The following is a 17,993-nucleotide window of genomic DNA, read 5'->3' on the forward strand; positions in this document are numbered from 1 at the left end:
TATCACAAGAGTAGTTTATTTCAAGTATTATTGAAATAGAGTATTTTCAATGAGTGTGGTATCATTTTTAATACACTTGGAGGTGATTCCCATCTACAAAAACGCAATTCGCCTAATAGCACTACTTATCATCGCTATAATGTATACGACAAAATTTTATTTTCTATCACTCAATACTTTGTTGGCCTATATTCCACTAGAGTTATCTTTTCATATAAAAGATACCCGTTCGCCGGTGATACAAGTTATTTTAGGCGGTATTTGGTTACTATTTTTTCCAAACATTCCCTATTTAGTGACCGATATTGTGCACTCGGATATGTTGCAGTTATATAATTATGCTGATGGTAGCAGTTTACCAAGTGTGCGGTTGTGGGCGCTGTTAATTGCTTTGTTTTTAGTAATTTTTGCTTTTAATTTGTGGGGATTCTCTGAGTTATTAAAGCTGGCCCGTTATTTCAAAGATAGACTGAACTTGCACCGGTATGTGATTCGCTTTATCGTTGGTGCGATTTGTTTTCTTTCTTCGATGGGAATTTATGCGGGGAGATTTCCGCCGCGCTTACATTCTATCTATTTTCTGACCGATCCGTTAAAAGTTTTCGATATTGTTTTTTTGCAGTGGTCACAGAAAAAATTGGAATTTGTTTTATTATTCTTTGTTCTTCATTTGGGAATTTTGACTGTATTGTATATTCAGAACTTGTTAATGGGGCGTAAAGGCGAAAATATTTAAAAAAATAATTGGCTAGAGTTGTATTTTGTACTGATTTTCAAAAGTTAGATCAAAAATCTAACTTTTGGGTGTCAGTATTTTTATGGCTTTAGCCAATTCCTATTTTCTGGCTTCTTGTTGGTTTTATAGCCGCTTTTATGGTACTTTTGAATTAAAGAAAAGGGTTTTATATGGATGCTTTTTTATTTAAGAGTGCTTAGGAGGGGATAAAATGAGTCATTACCAAAATATTTTAGTAGCGATTGACGGTTCAAAAAATGCGGAGAAGGCTTTTACTGAAGCTGTTGCTTTAGCCAAAGCAAATAATAGTAAGTTGTATCTGGCTTGGATTATTGATGAGGCATCACTGTCTACGAGTTCATTTGCTGTTTCGAAAATTTTAAAAGAAGAGCAAAGCAAGGCAAAGATGGTATTAGCTGATTTAGTGGGGCAGGCTCGCAATGCTGGGATTGAAAATGTTGAAGAGATTTTAGAAGTGGGTGAGCCAAAAAACTACATTACTCAAACAATTCCTAAAAATTATGAGCTTGATTTAATCGTTGCTGGTGCGACAGGAAAAGGCTCCTTAACGCGAGAAAAAGTGGGCTCAACCATTCAATATATTGTAAATCATGCGCCCTGTACGGTACTCATGGTGAAGTAATTTTAAAAAGTAAAAGCGACTGTTGGTGGCGTCTTTTAGACGTGCCAACAGTCGCTTTTTATATGCTTCATTTTTTGCAGCCAGTTGAAGAGGGGGGCACAACTGGCTAACAAAAAAATTAACAACTTATTTTGTTTCTAGATCATGTACGAAGAGACCACTTAATAATTTTGGTTCAAACCAGGTTGATTTTGGCGGCATGATTTTCCCAGCGTCAGCAACATCTAAAAGATCTGTCATAGCTGTCGGGTATAAGGAGAAGGCGACTTGCCAAGCACCACTGTCGACTAATTTGACTAATTCTTCAGGGCCGCGAATACCGCCGATAAAGTCAATTCGTTTATCGACTCTAACATCTTTAATTCCAAAGATTGGGGCAAAAACATTGTCTTGCAATAAAGATACGTCCAAGCGTTTTACCGGATCGGTGTTTTTGATTGTCTCTTTTGCACTTAGCGTATACCATTGTCTAGCTAAATACATTTGAATTTGACCTGGTGCATCGGGTTTTGTTTTCGTTGTTTTTTCAATTGTAAAACTAGACTTGAGCTGATCTAAAAAAGTATCTGTAACAGGAACATTGACAACACGATTGTACTCCCAAATGGCGAGTTCATTTTCTGGAAAGACGATAGCTAAAAAGTGATCACTTTCAGGATTACTATTTTTTTGCACCCGTTTTTCTAAACCAACTTTAACTGCTGATTCGGTTCGGTGATGGCCGTCTGCAATATAAAGGGCCGGGACTGCTGCAAATAATTTGGTTAAGGTTGCAACTTTGTCTGTATCATCAATTACCCAAACTTTATGATTCACATCGTGGTAGCTGTCAAAATTATAAGTAGGCTCGTGATTTTCCTGCCAAGCTTTCATAATTTTTTGAATTTCGTCTTCATGACGATAAGCTAAGAAAATAGGGCTGGTATTGGCATCACAAGCTTTGATGTGGTTAATCCGATCGACTTCTTTTTCTGGGCGGGTAAATTCATGTTTTTTAATTTTACCTGCGACATAATCATCAATTGAAGCACATAGGGCTAAGCCTGTTTGGCTGCGACCATTCATTGTTAGTTGATAGAGATAAAAATAAGGTGCGTCGTCTTTTTTTAGCCAGCCTTTCTTTAAAAAGTCGGCTAAACTAGTGGCAGCTTTTTGATAGACGGCTGGATCATAAGGTGACAGTTTTGGTGGCAAGTCAATTTCAGCGCGATCGATATGAAAATAGCTATAAGGATTTCCTAAAGCCATTACCCGGGCTTCTTCACTATTAATGACATCATAAGGTAAGGCGGCAACTTTTGCGCTTAAGTTTTCCGCCGGACGAATTGCTTTAAAGGGACGAATATCAACCATTAATACCCCACCCCCGGGTTTTTAATCACCCGCACGCGAATAATGTCGGGATTTTCTTCTAAGCGCGCGGCAACAGCTTGCGCATTTTCTTGCTCGTCACAATTAATGTCCACCAAAGTATAGGCATAATCATCTCGACCACGATTGACCATATTGTCGATATTGATATTCATATCCGCGATGGTTGAAGAGATTTGGCCTAGCATATTTGGAATATTTTTGTTAATAATCGTGATCCGATATGGAGAGTGAAAGGCCATCTCAACGGTTGGAAAGTTAACAGAGCGTTTGATCGTGCCTTCTTCTAAAAAGCGTTTTAGTGTTCTAGCAGCCATTTTGGCACAGTTCACTTCAGCTTCTTGGGTTGAAGCACCCAAATGTGGCAAGACTAAAACTTTGTCGTTGTGTAATAATTTTTCATCCGCAAAGTCGGTTGTATAACCAGCCAGCTGTCCTGCTTTCAATGCGTTTAAGACGGCAGTATCATCAACAATACCACCGCGAGCAAAGTTAAATAGTTTGGCACCACTTTTCATTTTTGCCAACTGTGCTTCACCAATCATGCCTTTGGTTTGCTCGGTTAACGGCACATGGACGGTGACAAAATCACAAGTTGTCAACACATCTGCCAATTCATTGGCACGGGTCACGCGTCGTGAAATACTCCAAGCGGTATCAACAGAAACGTAAGGGTCATAACCCACAACTTCCATGCCTAATCGGTAAGCGTCGTTTGCAATCATAGCACCAATGGCCCCAAGGCCGATGACACCTAATTTTTTTCCTTCTAATTCATGGCCCGCAAATTGCTTTTTATTTGCTTCGGCTTGTTCTTCCACATCATCACCGGTTAAGGTTTGAATCCACTGGGCGCCTTGTAAAATTGGGCGCACGGATAACAATAAGCTGGCGATAACCAATTCTTTGACGGCATTGGCATTTGCGCCTGGGGTATTGAAGACCACAATCCCTTGTTTGGTACATTGTGTAACCGGCACATTGTTGGTACCCGCACCTGCTCTGGCAACAGCAACGACACTTTCAGGAAAAGCGTAATCGTGTAATTTTTGACTGCGTAAAATAATACCATCCGGAGTTTTACTTTCGTTAATGGCGTAATTATCTTTGTCAAAGCGACTCATGCCTTCTGGGGCAATCGCGTTAAATGTTTTAATATGGAACATCTTACAGTCCTCCATTTTCTTTTTCGAATTTTTCCATGAAAGTCACGAGCGCTTGTACGCCTTCTTTGGGAAAGGCATTGTATAGGCTTGCTCGCATACCGCCAACTGAGCGATGGCCTTTTAAGTTTTCAAAGCCTGCTGCTAATGCTTCTACATTAAATTTTTGATCTAATTTGGCATTGCCGGTTACAAACGGAATGTTTGTCAGAGAACGGCTATCTGGGCGTACTGGACTGGTAAATAAATTCGATTTTTCGATTGCATCGTAAAGCAATTGAGCTTTTTCTTGATCTTGCTTTAAGATTTCAGGTAGGCCACCAAGCTCTTGCAACCATTTGAAAACCAATTGTGCAATGTAAATGGCAAAGGTTGGGGGCGTATTGTATAAAGAGTTTGCCGCTGCTTGCGTTTTGTAATCTAACATGGGCTCGTTTACTTCATACAAACCTAGCAAATCATCGCGAATAATCACAACGGTTAAACCAGCAGGGCCGATATTTTTTTGTGCGCCGGCGTAGATGATACCAAAGTCTTTTACATCGTAGTCATTGGCTAAAATATTTGAGGACATGTCGGCTACAATCGGGACATTCCCGGCATTGGGAATACTTTTATAAGCTGTTCCGACAATGGTATTGTTGGTTGTAATGTGCAAGTAAGCAGCATCTTGATCAATCATGTCAGGGGTAATTTCTGGAATATAGGTAAAGTTGTCTTTTGCTGAAGAAGCAATCACTTCAACTTCAACGTTGCCTAATTCTTTGGCAGCTGCAATTGCTTTTTTAGACCATGAGCCGGTATTAACATACAGGGCTTTTTTATTTTGCGCTAAATTTAATGGCACCATTGAAAACTGTAAGCTTGCACCACCTTGTAAGAATAAAACATGGTAGTTGTCCGGAATACTCATTAATTCCCGCAAGCGTTTTTCGGCGTCTTTAATTATCGCATCAAAAAGGGAGGAACGATGACTCAACTCCATCACGGACATGCCGCTACCTTTGTAATCCGTAAATTCGGATTGGGCCTGCTCCAAAACGGGTGTAGGTAATACGGCAGGACCGGCTGAAAAATTGTAAACAGTCATAACTATTCTCTCCTTTGAAAAAGTAATTTTAACTCTAAATGAGTTATCGCCTATTGTAACAGATGAATTTCAGCTTTTAAAGTAATTTTTCAGAAAATTGCAAATAAACAACACGCAATTGTTAACTTAAAAAAATACTAACAAAGTAGTTAAGTGAAATTAATCACAAATATTTAAAATGAAATAACGAAAAAATTATTTAAAATTTTTTTCAAAAGCCTTTGACATTTTCCCGTGAAGTTTCGTTGTTAAAGTGTAAGGGCGCTACTTACGATACTAAATCAAAAAACTGCTTTTGAAACGGCCGTAAAAAGGTAGTTTGCCAATCAAATTATTAATTATAAGGAGGCAACAAAATGAAAACACATGTTAGCACAAATTTGACAGTTACATTTTTAGAACCTGGAAAAGAAAGTCTGACAAAACAGAAGTTTTCAAATAGCGTGGAAAATCCCCTTGAAGTTGACGTGTTAGCTTTCGGGCGCGCTTTTAGTCAGTTGTTACCAACTGATGTTAGTTATAACAGTGTCGTAGAGACAAAAGAAATCGAATATACCGCCTAATAATAGTAGGCAAGAAAGTCTAGAAAATTGAAATTTTGAAAGGTGGAAAACAAGATGAAAAAACTGCATTTGACTTTTTTTAATAGTGAGGGGAAAAAACACAAAATGATTCCCCGGGTTGCAAATGAAAATTTGGATGCCACAAAAATTCAGCAAGTAATGGAAGAAATCAGTGGGTCGGCTTTGTTTGTCAAAAAGGGAGTAACATTGTTTGTTGCCCCAGCTAGTGCAAAATATGTTGAAACCATTGAAACAGAGCTTTTTGATACAGAAGGATAAACATCATTAGGTAAAAAGACTGCACTAAAAAGTAAAGGATAGCTGAAGTTATCTCCCAGCCTAGGCCTTAGTAAAACTTTGGTGCAGTCTTTTTTACATTTTTTTACAAGAAGGAGGCTATTATGATTTTAAAACCAGTGATCATTGACATTAGTGAATGGCAACTACCAGAGGCGATTGATTACAACATCTTAGCAAAAAATATTGCCGGAGCGATTGTTCGGGTACAATACGGTTCATTACATCGGGATGTGCATTTTGAAACACATCTTAAAAAATTGCAGGAATACAAAGTTCCGGTGGCAGTTTATGCATGGGTGAGAGGTACCAGTATCTCCGACATGAAACAAGAAGCCCGCGATTTCTATCAACGCGCTAAGAAGTTTCAACCAACTTTTTGGTGGCTAGATGTAGAAGAAAAATCATATTCGGATATGCGTAATGGCTGTGAAAGTTACCGTCAAGAGTTGAAGCGTTTGGGAGCAAAAAAGGTGGGTGTCTATATTGCCAATCACTTATATCATCAATTTAATTTAGCTGTCGAAAAATTCGATGCTATTTGGATTCCAACTTATGGTCAGAATAATGGCCGTTATGAAGGCTTTAACCCGACTTGTACTACGCGGTATGATCTGCATCAATATACGTCAAATGGTCGCATTTCTGGCTACAAAGGAGCGATGGATTTAAATCGGCTAACTGGCAGTAAAGATTTTGGAGTACTTTTTGATACAAAATTACTTGAAGACCAAAAGCCAACCTTACCACCAACTAATTCAGTTTCAGGAGGATTAAAAAAATTGAAAACATTTACTTTAAATACGGCTGTCTACTTGCGAGAAAAAGCAGACACTAAAGCTGGTGTGATTGCCTTACTTCAAAAAGGCGACCAGATAAAATTTGATGATATTATTTTAAACCAAGGTTATTTATGGGGCGTGCAGCCGCGAGCTAAAGGAAAAAAAGGCTATCTAGCTTTAGGAAAAATAACAGCACACGGTGGAATAAAATAAAAAAATAAGACTTGGATGAATTCATCCAAGTCTTATTTTTGCTAAGATTCTAGCCATAATAACGTAAGGAATAACACTCTCCCCTACACGCTGTCGGAAATCTTCCCCAAAATTTCCTTTGAATTTATTATAGTATAGGATGAAGAGAAAGTTAAATAAAGTGACTTTCCGAAAAAGAATAAAATAATTGAAGGAAATGAATTTATTTGCTACTATACTTACAAATAGTAAGTTGTAGACGCTTTGAGATTTATTGCAATTTTTTTGAGTCTAATTAGAAAAAACAACTGGTTATAGGCCAGCTATAAGGCAGAATTTTACTAAAGGAATTTTTAGATTTGTTCAAAATTTGACTTATTCTGCCGCAAGGTCCTTTATGATGCTAGACATGCAAAAACTCTTTTAAGGTAAAGCGTCATTCATTATGAGCGGTTAATCGAATGGTTCAGGTGATTTTTGCTGGATATGACACAAATAGAATTTTTTATCTTAAACTTATTTTTAAGCACGCTATTAAAATGGCTAAAACGGAGGGAGAATAATGAAATACTTATACGATGCTGGAACTGCAGGTAGTAAGAAGTTATTATTATTACATGGTACGGGCGGAGATGAAAATTCATTAGTGGATATTGCCCGTTTTTTAGATGGGGGATGTGCGGTTTTATCTTTTCGCGGGGAAGTAGAAGAAGACGGGATGAATCGCTTTTTCAAGCGCAATGGCTTAAATCAATTTGATTTAGCTAGTTTGGAAAAAGAAACAGATAATTTATATGAAGAAATCAAACGAATTAGCGCAGAGAAAAATGTGCCTTTAAGTGACTGGGTTTTAGTAGGGTATTCCAATGGTGCTAACATTGCGGCCCATCTGTTATTAGAGCGGCAAACGCCATTAACCCAAGGCTTATTTTTTCATCCCATGTCACTGGGAGTGCATGAAAAACAATTTGAGCTAAAAGATAAACGAATCTGGCTTTCTTTTGGTCAGGGCGATCCAATTGTTTCGCCTGAATCTTTTAACGAACTTGCAGAAGCATTTGATAGTCGGGGGGCAGATTTGACGATTAAGCAAACCAAACAAGGTCATCAATTAGCCGCAGATGAAGTAAACCAGGCCCGAAATTGGCTTCACCAGCTACCAATGTAAAAAAGATTTTAAAATAAAAATAGTCAGCCTTACGTCATAAGACGAAATTTTAAAGAAATGTTTGAATAGTTGTAGGTAAATTTCGACGGATTGACTGCGGGTTGATTTTTTTATATTAAAAGGGAGAATAAATTTTTTTGCAGGAGTTCTTGTGATTTAAGATCATGATTGCCAGCTGTTTTTTGAGTCAGCTCTTTTGTGCATGAAGTTAAAAGCGAAAAACAATTTCTGGAAATTTCCTCCTTATTTTTTGGTGTCAATAGAGTTTGGACAGTTTTACATCGTTTAACTTTATTCAGATTTTTTTGATAATTGTCGTAATTTTCTGAATCATTTTCTAGTATTTACTGAAATTTATTTCAGATTGTGCTAAAATAGCAAAAATATCAAATTCTTGTCGCAGACAGGTTCAAATTTAGTCATAGGGGTGTAGCTGATGGAAAAAGGGTATCGCATTGCTGTTGTGGGCGCAACAGGAGCTGTAGGAACAAAAATGATCGAGATGTTGGAAGAAACCACTTTACCAATTGAAAGTATCAAACTGCTGGCTTCAAAACGTTCGGCTGGAAAAACCAGAATATTTAATGGTGTAACCTTAACAATTGAAGAATTAGTGCCTGATTCTTTTAACGATGTAGATATTGCTTTGTTTTCTGCGGGTGGGGGGATTTCAAAAATTTACGCGCCAGAAGCGGTGAAACGCGGAGCAGTTGTGGTGGATAATACGAGTTATTTTCGCATGGATAAAGAAGTGCCATTGGTGGTACCAGAAGTAAATCCGGCTGCTTTAAAACGGCACAAAGGAATAATCGCAAATCCCAATTGTTCAACAATTCAAATGATGGTAGCATTAGAGCCAATTCGCAAAGAAGCCGGGCTAAACCGGATCATCGTATCCACCTATCAAGCAGTTTCAGGGGCAGGAGCAAAAGCGGTTGAAGAATTAAAACGAGAAGCCAAAGAATTCTTAGCCGGAAAATCAAAAGATGAATTAGATCCACAAATTTTGCCAGCCGGAAGTGATAAAAAACACTATTCAATCGCTTTTAATGCGCTGCCACAAATCGACGTTTTTGCTGAGGATGATTACACGTATGAAGAGTGGAAAATGATCAATGAAACCCATAAAATTATGGAAGACGATGCTATAAAAGTTGCTGCAACTTGTGTTCGGATTCCTGTAGTCAGTGGACATTCTGAATCTGTTTATATTGAAACAAAAAAAGAAATGTCACCCCAAGCAGTTAAAGATCTATTAGCAAAATCACCTGGTGTGACACTAGAAGATGATCCAAGCCAACAAATTTATCCCCAAGCGTTAAACAGCGTTGATAAAAAAGATACATTTGTCGGTCGGATTCGCCGCGATTTAGATGTCAAAACTGGGTTACACATGTGGGTCGTATCGGATAACTTGCTAAAAGGTGCGGCCTGGAATTCCGTACAAATTGCAGAAACCTTGCATGAGATGGACTTAGTTCGCGTACCCAAATAAAGTTGTTTTGAAAAATTTAAAAAACGTTGCAAGTAACTGATAACGTGTTAAAGCTTTTTGCTTTTAGACTTTATGCAGGTAAACTTGGAACGTTTTTTTGTACTTTTTATTGAGCTTTAAAATGCAGCGCGTGTTTTAAAAATCGTACTTTCATTTTTAGGAGTGTGTAGCTTATCTAACTTTTTTATAGTCTGCCTTTCAAATAATGCGCTGTGCAATAAGTCAAAGGAAAACGATTTATTGCAATTCTGCCTTAATGGCTTAAAAGCAAACCGAGTTCGTGCAGTTTTTTTATAGCGGGCACTTAAATTCGTTAATTTTACTAAAAGATTTTTTTGCTGCAAACCGCTTCCATGATAAATTAGCAGTTCGTCGCCGCTTTTTGCCACTTTTTAGTGTATAATGGACAGTGGCTAGTTGGGCACAGAAAAGAAAATATTATATTTATATAGAAAAAATTTGAGAGGTGAATGTTTTTGAGTAACATCAAAATCATTCCATTAGGCGGCGTCCGTGAAAACGGTAAAAATATGTACATCGCTGAAGTGGAAGATGATATTTATGTATTAGATTGTGGGTTGAAATACCCGGAAAATGAATTATTGGGAATTGATACAGTTATTCCTGATTTTACTTATTTAGTAGAAAATGCAGATCGTGTTGTCGGTGTCTTTTTGACCCACGGACATGCGGATGCCATTGGGGCGTTACCTTACTTTTTGGAAAAAGTTGATGTACCTGTCTTTGGAACAAAGCTAACAATTGAGTTGGCAAAAATTGGCGTTCATAAAAATGATGCCACCAAAAAATTCCGGGATTTTCATATTATTGATGAACATACGGAGATTGATTTTGGGACAACGACAGTCGGCTTTTTTAGAACCACCCACTCAATTCCAGATTCAGTAGGGATCACTTTGAAAACCAAAGTAGGCAATATTGTCTATACTGGTGATTTTAAGTTTGATCAGGCTGCCGTGCCAATGTATCAAACTGATTTTGCACGGATTGCTGAAATTGGTAAAGAGGGTGTCTTAGCGCTATTAAGTACTTCTAGTAATGCTGAAAATCCGACGCCAGTCGCTTCAGAACGGCAAATTGCCGATGAAGTTTACGATACCATTAAGTATTGGGAAGGCCGCATTATTGTCGCCGGGGTAGCAAGTAATTTACAACGGGTGCAGCAAGTTTTAAATGCTGCGCATCGTTGCAACCGGAAAGTCGTTTTAACCGGGCAAGATTTTGGCCGAATTATTCGGACGGCAATGAAGTTAAACAAATTAGAATTGCCAGATGAAGATTTATTCATCACACAAAAAGAAATGAAAAACTATCCACCAGAAGAAATTATCGTTTTAGAGACAGGTCGAATGGGTGAACCGATTAAATCGCTACAACGGATGGCTAATGGTTCCCACCGCACATTGCGCATTCAAGAAGGGGATTTAGTGTATATCACGACTACGCCAACTACCGCAATGGAAACCACGGTTGCCAAAACCGAAGATATTGTCTTTCGTGCTGGTGGAGTCGTAAAACAAATTTCTGATAATATGCGGGTTTCAGGTCATGCCAATCCCGATGATTTACAATTAATGTTAAATTTATTAAAACCAAAATATTTAATTCCAATTCAGGGGGAATACCGTCAATTAGCGGCCCATGCGCAACTGGCTCAATTAACCGGAATTCCGTTGAAGAATATCTTTATCACAGCTCGTGGTGATATTTTGGAATATAAAAACGGTCAAATGTCTCAAGCTGGTTCTGTACCGGCGGAAAATGTTTTGATTGATGGTATTGGTGTTGGCGATATCGGCAATATCGTGTTGCGAGATCGCAAAGTTTTATCAGAAGATGGCATTTTCATCGCAGTGGTTACAATTAATCGCCGTGAGAAAAAGATTGTATCTCCGCCACAAATCACTTCCCGTGGTTTCGTTTATGTAAAGGCAAGCCGTGATTTAATTCGGGAAAGTGCTGAAATGGTGAGTGAGATTGTTGAAAAACATTTACAAGACGAAGAGTTTGAATGGAGTAAATTAAAACAAGATATCCGCGATCGTTTAAGCCGTTACTTGTTTGAACAAACAAAGCGTCGACCGGTTATTTTGCCAGTTATTATGGAGTCATCCCAACGACAAAAAAGAAAATAGGCCAAAGATACCAAGACGAAACCTTTTCGTTTTGGTGTCTTTTTTTTGTAATAAATAAATTTTAGCTATTTGGGCCTACGGATTTTTGCCAATTTTTTGCCTTTAACAGGTCATCGCTTTGAAAAAAGTGTCATACAAGTTAAGCTGTAGTCTATTTTATATTTTTTAAACAAAACATATGAAATCTTTCTGAAAAACGATTATACTATTTTAGTGTCTATTTTTGGCAAAGGACAATCGCAATAAGGACTTGTCAAAATGGAAAATAAAATAGAATAATGGTTTATTAAAAGAGTTTTTATTCTTTTACGAAAGGAAGTTTTGTATGCATACATACCAAGAAGATAAGGTTGTTCAAAAAAATCGTTGGTGGATATTGGTTGCAGTTTCGATGTTTACCTTTATGTCTACTTTAGATGGTAGTATTGTAAATATCGCGTTGCCAACTATTTCAAAGGATATGCAAGTACCAATGAATCAGTCAGAATGGATCGTCTCCATTTATTTAATGATGGTCTGTGCGTGTTTGTTATTATTTGGGAAAATTGGCGATAGCTGGGGGAAAATTAAAATTTATCGCATTGGAACCTTGATTTTTGTGATTGGATCTTTACTTTGTGGTTTTAATCACTCGTTAACTTTTCTACTGTTTGCCCGCGTTATCCAAGCTTTAGGAGCTGCGATGACGATGGCGACTAACACAGGTATTATCACCGAAGTTTTCCCTATGAATGAAAGAGGACGGGCGCTTGGGATGATTGGTGCCTTTGTGTCTTTAGGTTCAATTGCCGGCCCTGGTTTAGGCGGTTTGATCTTGGCGCATTTTTCATGGGCGTATATTTTTTGGATCAATGTTCCAGTTGGGATTATCACCATGCTAATTAGTGAAAAATTCTTACCAAAAGATATTACACTAAGTGCAGAAAAAATTGATATGGGTGGCTTTGCCGCGGTTGCAGCGACGATTATGACCTTTTTTGGCGGTGTCTTTTTAGGGCAAGAACACGGCTTTTTAACCCCAATTCCGTTAGCCTTGTTTGTCTTAGCCGTCATTAGTTTTTTCATCTTTTTATATGTGGAAAAGAAAGTGAAATTGCCTTTAATTACCTTTAGTATTTTCAAAAATAAAGTTTTTACTATGAGTTTAGTTACGGCTTTATTGATTTTTTCTTCTAACTTTTTTGTCAATGTCGTTATTCCGTTTTACCTTCAAAGTGCCCGTGGCCTTTCACCTAGTTATGCTGGACTTTTAATGATGGTCTTTCCATTTTTAATGGTTATTGGCTCGCCTTTAAGCGGCTATTTAACTGACAGAGTGGGCCCAGAAATCTTAGTTTTAATCGGGCTTGTGATGTTATCAGTGACCCAATTAATGTATATGTTTATGCACGCGGATTCGCCTTTGTGGTATTACGTTGTGGCAACTGCTATCATGGGTTTAGGCAATTCATTATTTCAATCACCCAACAATACAATGGTTATGAGTAGTGTTACCAAAGAAAATCTGGGGGTTGCTGGCAGTTTGAACTCTTTTGCTCGTAATTTGGGCATGGTCGTAGGGATTTCGCTAGCGACAACTATCTTGTATGACGCCATGAGTTCGAAAATGGGAGAACGGGTGACAACGTACATTGCCAAGCGGCCAGATGTTTTCATTTATGGAATGAAAATTACTTTTTTAGGTTCATTTTTACTTTGTTTGGCAGCATTACTTTTAACGCTTTATCGGGTGAAAAAACAAGGAGGCATCAGAAAACATGTCTAATGCAGTGGAAGAATATTTAACAAAAAAACAGATGCAATTTGAAAGTTTTACTTTTGATGTAAGTGATGAAGATGAAGGACGCGCCCAAGCAGAAAAATTACAATTAGCTGTTACCACCATCTATAAGACCTTGGTTTTAAAAGGCAATAAAACGGGAACGGTGATTGCCTTAGTTCCCCTTGACGGACGCCTAGATTATAAAAAGACGGCGAAAGCTTCTGGTAACCGCAAAGTCGGCTTTCCCCCGATGGAATATGTAATGGATGCAACTGGTTATCCCCATGGTGCCAATACGCCAATCGGGATTTTCATGCAACATAAAGAATATAGCCAAGTTTTTGATACGAGTATTTTGAATCACGAAGAAGTTATTGTCTCAAGTGGCGAGTTGGGTCATAGTGTTAAAGTTAAAGTTGCAGATTTAATTGCATTGATTCAACCAATTCAAGCAGATATTTTGGCTGTGTAAGCCTAAAAAATCAGATACAAAAGTAGTCGTTTTTAAACTACCTTTGTATCTGCTTTTTTATAAGGAAAGTATAATGTTTTAACATGAACAAATCGTTTTAAATCAGGGCTGCTCAAATTAGCTACACAAACTAGCTCTCCAAAAAAAAGGCGAAATTTCTAAAAATTTGCTAAACACCAAGTAAAAACACGCATAAGCGCAATAAACGTTGTGTTTTTTAGTTATTTGGCTGTTCGCAGAGCGTAGGAATCTAACAGTATCCTAGCCATAATCGATAAAGGTAAACGAGAGCGCACTTCGTAATCAGGAAAGAAGGAGCCTTCTGATTTAAAGCCAATAAAAGGAATTTCGATATACTCCATAATAGAAGAGTATCGGCTAGCGGTTAGTAAAACCGTACCAATTTCGGCTTCATAACAGTTTTTAGCAGCCACCACTAATTCTTCTGTTTCGCCATTTAATGAAACGAAAATTACGACGTCGTCTTTCGTAAGTTTACGGGAGATGTTGCGAATGATATTCGGATCGGTATGAAGTTCGCAATATTTATTTGTTAATTGCAATTTCACCATCATTTCTTGTGCAATTAATTCAGAAAACCCCCGTGCAAAAATCATGATGCGTTTGGCTGCATGAATACGTTGAATGGCATCTTCAATATTGCCAATTTCAATCATATTAATGGTTCGAATCACTTCTTGTTCGTTTTTTAAAATCGCCATTTTAATGCCTTCATCAATTTTATCTAAATGAGAGAAGTTGATGTTGGTATTTTCTTTTTCCTTTAAGGAGTGTTTAAACGCAGTAAAGCCCTCATACCCTTTCTTTTTCATTGTTCGAACGATCGTAGCAGTGGAAACATTCGCCAACTCACTTAATTTAACGATGGAATAATGTGGGATACTCGTAATGTTTTTTTGTATGAAATCCCATAGATATTGTTCTGACTCGCTTAATTTTACATCCATGATGTTATCCTTTCCAACTGATATTTGTTATTATTGTAACTTTTTACCAATTTTATGTACAGAGGGTTCAGAAAGTGAAAAAATTTTCAACTATTTTGCTCTCATTTGAAAACATTTACATAAATTATTCGTGCATAATAAAAATGAAAGGAGGGGACAAGATGATTTATACCTGTACCTTAAACTTAGCTATTGATTTGTTTATCGAAACGGATACAATGCAGCCACAAGTAGTAAATAGAACCAAAGATGATGATATCCAAGCCAATGGAAAAGGCGTTAATGTTTCATTGATTTTAAAACAGTTGGGAATAGACAATACAGCGTTAGGTTTTCAAGCTGGTTTTACGGGCCAATATATTAACGATTTTTTAACGAAAAAGGCAATTAGCACTCATTTTATCGAAGTTCCCGGTATGACACGTATCAATGTCTTCACCCAAGTTAATGAAACAAAAGAAGAATTTAAATTAGTCAATAAAGGACCTGAAATTCCAGCTGAAAAAACAACTGAATTTTTGACTGAATTAGAAAAGTTATTGCAAGAAGATGATTATTTATGTGTTTCTGGTAGTTTACCCCAAGGTGTTGCACCAGAAATTTTAGTAGCCATTAGTAAAATCTGTCATGAAAAGAAAGTGAAACTGATTATTGACAGCAGTTATAAGGAAGTTTTGGATTGTCTTTTTTACAAACCGTTTTTGCTAAAGCCAAATGAAGAAGAATTAGCAGCTTGGTATGGTGTCACACTAAAGACAAAAGAAGATTATCTAGCCTATGGCAAGCGTCTTTTGGCAGAAGGTGCACAAAATGTTTTACTTTCTTTAGGTGGTGAGGGGGCAATCTTTATTAGTGAAGATATTGTCTTAGTTGGCAATTCACCAAAAGGACAAGTGGTGAATACAGCTTGTGCGGGGGATACTTTATTGGGCACTTTTATTGCGGGAATACTAAAAGAACAACCCTTAGCCGAAAGCTTAAAGTTAGCTATTGCAGCTGGCAGTTCAACCGCTTTTCGTAAAGGTTTAACAGATTTTTCTGATGTTAGTGACCTTAAAGAGCAAATCAATATTGAAGAACAGCGCAACAAAGACGAAATTTTAGCTTAATGATCGATTCAAAAACAAATTCAAAGAAATGAGGAGTGTCAAAATGGCAAAATATCAAATTATTGCAGCAACGGGTTGTCCGACCGGTATTGCCCACACGTATATGGCTCAAGAGGCATTGGAACAAGCGGCAAAGCGCAAAGGAATTACGATTAAAGTCGAAACTCATGGACAAGTTGGGGTAGAAAATGAGTTATCAAAAGAAGAAATCAAAGATGCGGATGCGGTTATTATCGCAGCAGACAAAGACGTGCATGCAGAACGTTTTGCGGGTAAACGAATTATTGACGTATCGGTAAGTAAAGGGATTAAAGAAGCAGATCAATTAATTGAAGATGCCCTGGCAGGTAAAGGTCAAGTTGCAGCAGTCGCCAATACTGTAGAAGAAGTTACACCAGAAGCATCACAAATGAATATCGGACGTAGTATTTATAAGAATTTGATGAATGGTGTTTCCCACATGTTACCTTTTGTAGTAGCAGGCGGGGTTATCATTGCCGTTTCTTTTGCCATTTGGGGTGTTTATTCTTTTGATCCAAACGATGCGACATATAATGCCACTTCGGCGATGTTCAAATCAATCGGTGATGCGGCGATGGGAATGATGGTACCGGTAATGGCAGCTTATATTGCAGAAGGAATCGCCAAACGTCCTGGTTTAGTCGTTGGTTTTGTCGGGGGCTTATTAGCAAATTCTGGTGGTGCTGGTTTCTTAGGTGGTATTTTTGCCGGTTTCTTAGCCGGTTACTTCGTTTTACTTTTACAACGTTTGTTAAAAGTTTTACCAAAACAATTGGATGGTCTAAAGGCAATTTTCTTATATCCAGTAATCGGAGTAGCGGTTGTGGGGACAATCATGTCCTTGATTGCAGGGCCAATGAAAACGGTCAATGAAGGCATGATGAGTTTCTTATCTGGTTTTGAAAATTCTTCACCATTAGTATTAGGAATTATTGTTGGTTGTATGTGTGCCTTTGATATGGGTGGTCCAGTGAATAAGGCTGCTTATGTGACAGGGACAGCATTATTAGCGCAAGGTAATAGTAGTTTTATGGCAGGCGTTTCAGCAGCTTGTATCGCGCCGCCACTAATTACAGGTTTTGCTACATTATTCTTTGGTAAATATTTCGAAACAAATGATCGCAATGCCGGTTTAGTTAACTTTATCTTAGGTTCAACCCATATTACAGAAGGCGCGATTCCATTTGCGGCAAAAGATCCATTACGGGTTTTACCAACAATGATGTTGGGCTCATCTATCGCAGCTGTTTTAACGTATATGTTTGGCGTAAAAGTACCAGCGCCCCATGGTGGCTTTTTGGTCTTACCAGTGGTGGATGGTAAATTACAATGGGTCTTTGCTATTTTAGTTGGTTCCATTGTCGGTGGTGTCATTTTAGGTTTCATTCAGAAAAATCGTGTGACAAAAGCCGCAACAAAAGAAACGACTGAAACAAAAATCGAAGTACAAGCATAAAAAATAAAAGCTGTAGTAAGTAAAAAATACTGCTGCAGCTTTTTTTAAGAAAGGTGAAAACCATGGCACTAATTAAAACAGACCATATTTTTTTAAAAGAAAATTTTACATCCCAAGATGAAGTCATGCACTTTTTAGCTGATCAGGCAGTTTCTCTTGGTCTTTCAAATGATGAAAACAAAGTTTATGCTAAATTATTAGAACGTGAAGCAGAAGGAACAACTGGTATGATGGATGGTTTTGCGATTCCCCATGCTAAAGATACGACTATTACAGCCGCGGATATTATAATTGTCAGCTTAGTTAATCCTGTTGACTGGCAAAGTTTAGATGGCAGTCCGACAGATTTTATTATTGCCTTATTTATTCCAGATTCTGAAGCTGGAACCACGCATTTAAAACTTTTATCCAGTGTCGCGCGTCTTTTGATGCATCAAGATGTAACCAAAGGATTAAAAGCGGCGGCAATACCTGAAGAAATTGCCAATCTCTTAAATAGTAAATTAGCCGAAAATTAAGGAGCGTATTTCATGACAACAGAAGCAAAAA

The 17,993-nt window shown here is 37.7% G+C and carries 18 protein-coding genes; 13 read left to right on the top strand and 5 right to left on the bottom strand.

Annotated elements, in window-relative coordinates; translation table 11 throughout:
• Positions 1–139: 139 nt before the first annotated feature.
• Both JZO76_RS01455 and JZO76_RS01460 read left to right on the top strand, forming a co-directional pair.
• Positions 140–736, top strand: coding sequence for a DUF1361 domain-containing protein (locus JZO76_RS01455; RefSeq protein WP_206902385.1), 597 nt, complete (start codon positions 140–142; stop codon positions 734–736).
• Positions 737–947: 211 nt separating this feature from the next.
• A complete protein-coding gene (locus JZO76_RS01460; RefSeq protein ID WP_206902386.1) occupies positions 948–1,379 on the top strand; it encodes a universal stress protein in 432 nt (143 codons plus the stop codon).
• A 126-nt stretch (positions 1,380–1,505) separates the two neighbouring features.
• Here JZO76_RS01460 and JZO76_RS01465 read toward each other — a convergent pair whose 3' ends face one another.
• The 3 genes from JZO76_RS01465 to serC are packed head-to-tail and all read right to left on the bottom strand — an operon-like array spanning position 1,506 to position 5,003.
• Positions 1,506–2,732 carry a DUF1015 domain-containing protein gene (locus tag JZO76_RS01465; RefSeq protein WP_206902387.1) on the bottom strand — a complete coding sequence of 409 codons (1,227 nt, stop codon included), beginning with the start codon at positions 2,730–2,732 and terminating at the stop codon, positions 1,506–1,508.
• A complete protein-coding gene (locus JZO76_RS01470) occupies positions 2,732–3,916 on the bottom strand; it encodes a phosphoglycerate dehydrogenase (protein ID WP_206902388.1) in 1,185 nt (394 codons plus the stop codon). The genes JZO76_RS01465 and JZO76_RS01470 overlap by 1 nt, the downstream gene beginning before the upstream one ends.
• A gap of 1 nt (position 3,917) precedes the next feature.
• Positions 3,918–5,003, bottom strand: coding sequence for a 3-phosphoserine/phosphohydroxythreonine transaminase (gene serC / locus JZO76_RS01475; RefSeq protein WP_206902389.1), 1,086 nt, complete (start codon positions 5,001–5,003; stop codon positions 3,918–3,920).
• Between the two features lie 356 nt (positions 5,004–5,359).
• Between serC and JZO76_RS01480 the strand changes: the two genes are divergently transcribed.
• The 5 genes from JZO76_RS01480 (at position 5,360) to JZO76_RS01500 (ending at position 9,500) form a co-directional block, all read left to right on the top strand.
• Positions 5,360–5,566, top strand: a complete 207-nt coding sequence (locus JZO76_RS01480) for a hypothetical protein (protein ID WP_206902390.1) — start codon at positions 5,360–5,362, stop codon at positions 5,564–5,566.
• 54 nt (positions 5,567–5,620) lie between these two features.
• Positions 5,621–5,845, top strand: coding sequence for a DUF2922 domain-containing protein (locus tag JZO76_RS01485; RefSeq protein WP_206902391.1), 225 nt, complete (start codon positions 5,621–5,623; stop codon positions 5,843–5,845).
• Positions 5,846–5,967: 122 nt separating this feature from the next.
• Positions 5,968–6,858: a GH25 family lysozyme gene (locus JZO76_RS01490; RefSeq protein WP_206902392.1), complete on the top strand. Its 891-nt coding sequence runs from the start codon at positions 5,968–5,970 to the stop codon at positions 6,856–6,858.
• Positions 6,859–7,399: 541 nt separating this feature from the next.
• Positions 7,400–8,005 carry an alpha/beta hydrolase gene (locus tag JZO76_RS01495; protein ID WP_206902393.1) on the top strand — a complete coding sequence of 202 codons (606 nt, stop codon included), beginning with the start codon at positions 7,400–7,402 and terminating at the stop codon, positions 8,003–8,005.
• A 436-nt stretch (positions 8,006–8,441) separates the two neighbouring features.
• Complete coding sequence (locus JZO76_RS01500) at positions 8,442–9,500, top strand: aspartate-semialdehyde dehydrogenase (protein WP_206902394.1); 1,059 nt, start codon at positions 8,442–8,444, stop codon at positions 9,498–9,500.
• A 116-nt stretch (positions 9,501–9,616) separates the two neighbouring features.
• Here JZO76_RS01500 and JZO76_RS01505 read toward each other — a convergent pair whose 3' ends face one another.
• Entirely contained in the window at positions 9,617–9,889 is a 273-nt protein-coding gene (locus JZO76_RS01505; RefSeq protein ID WP_206902395.1) for a hypothetical protein, read from the bottom strand.
• 87 nt (positions 9,890–9,976) lie between these two features.
• Between JZO76_RS01505 and JZO76_RS01510 the strand changes: the two genes are divergently transcribed.
• The 3 genes from JZO76_RS01510 (at position 9,977) to JZO76_RS01520 (ending at position 13,890) form a co-directional block, all read left to right on the top strand.
• Positions 9,977–11,656 (top strand): ribonuclease J, encoded by a 1,680-nt coding sequence (locus tag JZO76_RS01510; protein WP_206902396.1) that lies wholly within the window; start codon positions 9,977–9,979, stop codon positions 11,654–11,656.
• 325 nt (positions 11,657–11,981) lie between these two features.
• A complete protein-coding gene (locus tag JZO76_RS01515; RefSeq protein WP_206902397.1) occupies positions 11,982–13,421 on the top strand; it encodes an MFS transporter in 1,440 nt (479 codons plus the stop codon).
• Positions 13,414–13,890, top strand: coding sequence for a YbaK/EbsC family protein (locus JZO76_RS01520; protein WP_206902398.1), 477 nt, complete (start codon positions 13,414–13,416; stop codon positions 13,888–13,890). The genes JZO76_RS01515 and JZO76_RS01520 overlap by 8 nt, the downstream gene beginning before the upstream one ends.
• A 221-nt stretch (positions 13,891–14,111) precedes the next feature.
• Here the strand turns inward: JZO76_RS01520 and JZO76_RS01525 are convergent, their stop codons facing one another.
• Entirely contained in the window at positions 14,112–14,858 is a 747-nt protein-coding gene (locus JZO76_RS01525) for a MurR/RpiR family transcriptional regulator (RefSeq protein ID WP_206902399.1), read from the bottom strand.
• Positions 14,859–15,019: 161 nt separating this feature from the next.
• Here JZO76_RS01525 and pfkB point away from each other — a divergent pair, with 161 nt between their 5' ends.
• From pfkB to JZO76_RS01540, 3 genes are all read left to right on the top strand, one after another.
• Positions 15,020–15,967 carry a 1-phosphofructokinase gene (gene pfkB / locus JZO76_RS01530; protein WP_206902400.1) on the top strand — a complete coding sequence of 316 codons (948 nt, stop codon included), beginning with the start codon at positions 15,020–15,022 and terminating at the stop codon, positions 15,965–15,967.
• Positions 15,968–16,010: 43 nt separating this feature from the next.
• Positions 16,011–17,444 carry a PTS fructose transporter subunit IIC gene (locus tag JZO76_RS01535; RefSeq protein ID WP_206902401.1) on the top strand — a complete coding sequence of 478 codons (1,434 nt, stop codon included), beginning with the start codon at positions 16,011–16,013 and terminating at the stop codon, positions 17,442–17,444.
• A 62-nt stretch (positions 17,445–17,506) separates the two neighbouring features.
• Positions 17,507–17,962 (top strand): fructose PTS transporter subunit IIA, encoded by a 456-nt coding sequence (locus JZO76_RS01540; protein ID WP_206902402.1) that lies wholly within the window; start codon positions 17,507–17,509, stop codon positions 17,960–17,962.
• The last annotated feature ends 31 nt before the right edge of the window (positions 17,963–17,993 follow it).

Origin of the sequence: Candidatus Enterococcus myersii (genome assembly GCF_017316025.1) — a bacterium.
Lineage (GTDB): Bacteria > Bacillota > Bacilli > Lactobacillales > Enterococcaceae > Enterococcus_C > Enterococcus_C montenegrensis.

Bases quoted from the DNA above. Each gene is read 5' to 3' on its own strand.
- JZO76_RS01455 (WP_206902385.1), top strand. From the start codon at position 140: ATGTATACGACAAAATTTTATTTTCTATCACTCAATACTTTGTTGGCC.
- JZO76_RS01460 (WP_206902386.1), top strand. From the start codon at position 948: ATGAGTCATTACCAAAATATTTTAGTAGCGATTGACGGTTCAAAAAAT.
- JZO76_RS01465 (WP_206902387.1), bottom strand. From the start codon at position 2,732: ATGGTTGATATTCGTCCCTTTAAAGCAATTCGTCCGGCGGAAAACTTA.
- JZO76_RS01470 (WP_206902388.1), bottom strand. From the start codon at position 3,916: ATGTTCCATATTAAAACATTTAACGCGATTGCCCCAGAAGGCATGAGT.
- serC (WP_206902389.1), bottom strand. From the start codon at position 5,003: ATGACTGTTTACAATTTTTCAGCCGGTCCTGCCGTATTACCTACACCC.
- JZO76_RS01480 (WP_206902390.1), top strand. From the start codon at position 5,360: ATGAAAACACATGTTAGCACAAATTTGACAGTTACATTTTTAGAACCT.
- JZO76_RS01485 (WP_206902391.1), top strand. From the start codon at position 5,621: ATGAAAAAACTGCATTTGACTTTTTTTAATAGTGAGGGGAAAAAACAC.
- JZO76_RS01490 (WP_206902392.1), top strand. From the start codon at position 5,968: ATGATTTTAAAACCAGTGATCATTGACATTAGTGAATGGCAACTACCA.
- JZO76_RS01495 (WP_206902393.1), top strand. From the start codon at position 7,400: ATGAAATACTTATACGATGCTGGAACTGCAGGTAGTAAGAAGTTATTA.
- JZO76_RS01500 (WP_206902394.1), top strand. From the start codon at position 8,442: ATGGAAAAAGGGTATCGCATTGCTGTTGTGGGCGCAACAGGAGCTGTA.
- JZO76_RS01515 (WP_206902397.1), top strand. From the start codon at position 11,982: ATGCATACATACCAAGAAGATAAGGTTGTTCAAAAAAATCGTTGGTGG.
- JZO76_RS01520 (WP_206902398.1), top strand. From the start codon at position 13,414: ATGTCTAATGCAGTGGAAGAATATTTAACAAAAAAACAGATGCAATTT.
- JZO76_RS01525 (WP_206902399.1), bottom strand. From the start codon at position 14,858: ATGGATGTAAAATTAAGCGAGTCAGAACAATATCTATGGGATTTCATA.
- pfkB (WP_206902400.1), top strand. From the start codon at position 15,020: ATGATTTATACCTGTACCTTAAACTTAGCTATTGATTTGTTTATCGAA.
- JZO76_RS01535 (WP_206902401.1), top strand. From the start codon at position 16,011: ATGGCAAAATATCAAATTATTGCAGCAACGGGTTGTCCGACCGGTATT.
- JZO76_RS01540 (WP_206902402.1), top strand. From the start codon at position 17,507: ATGGCACTAATTAAAACAGACCATATTTTTTTAAAAGAAAATTTTACA.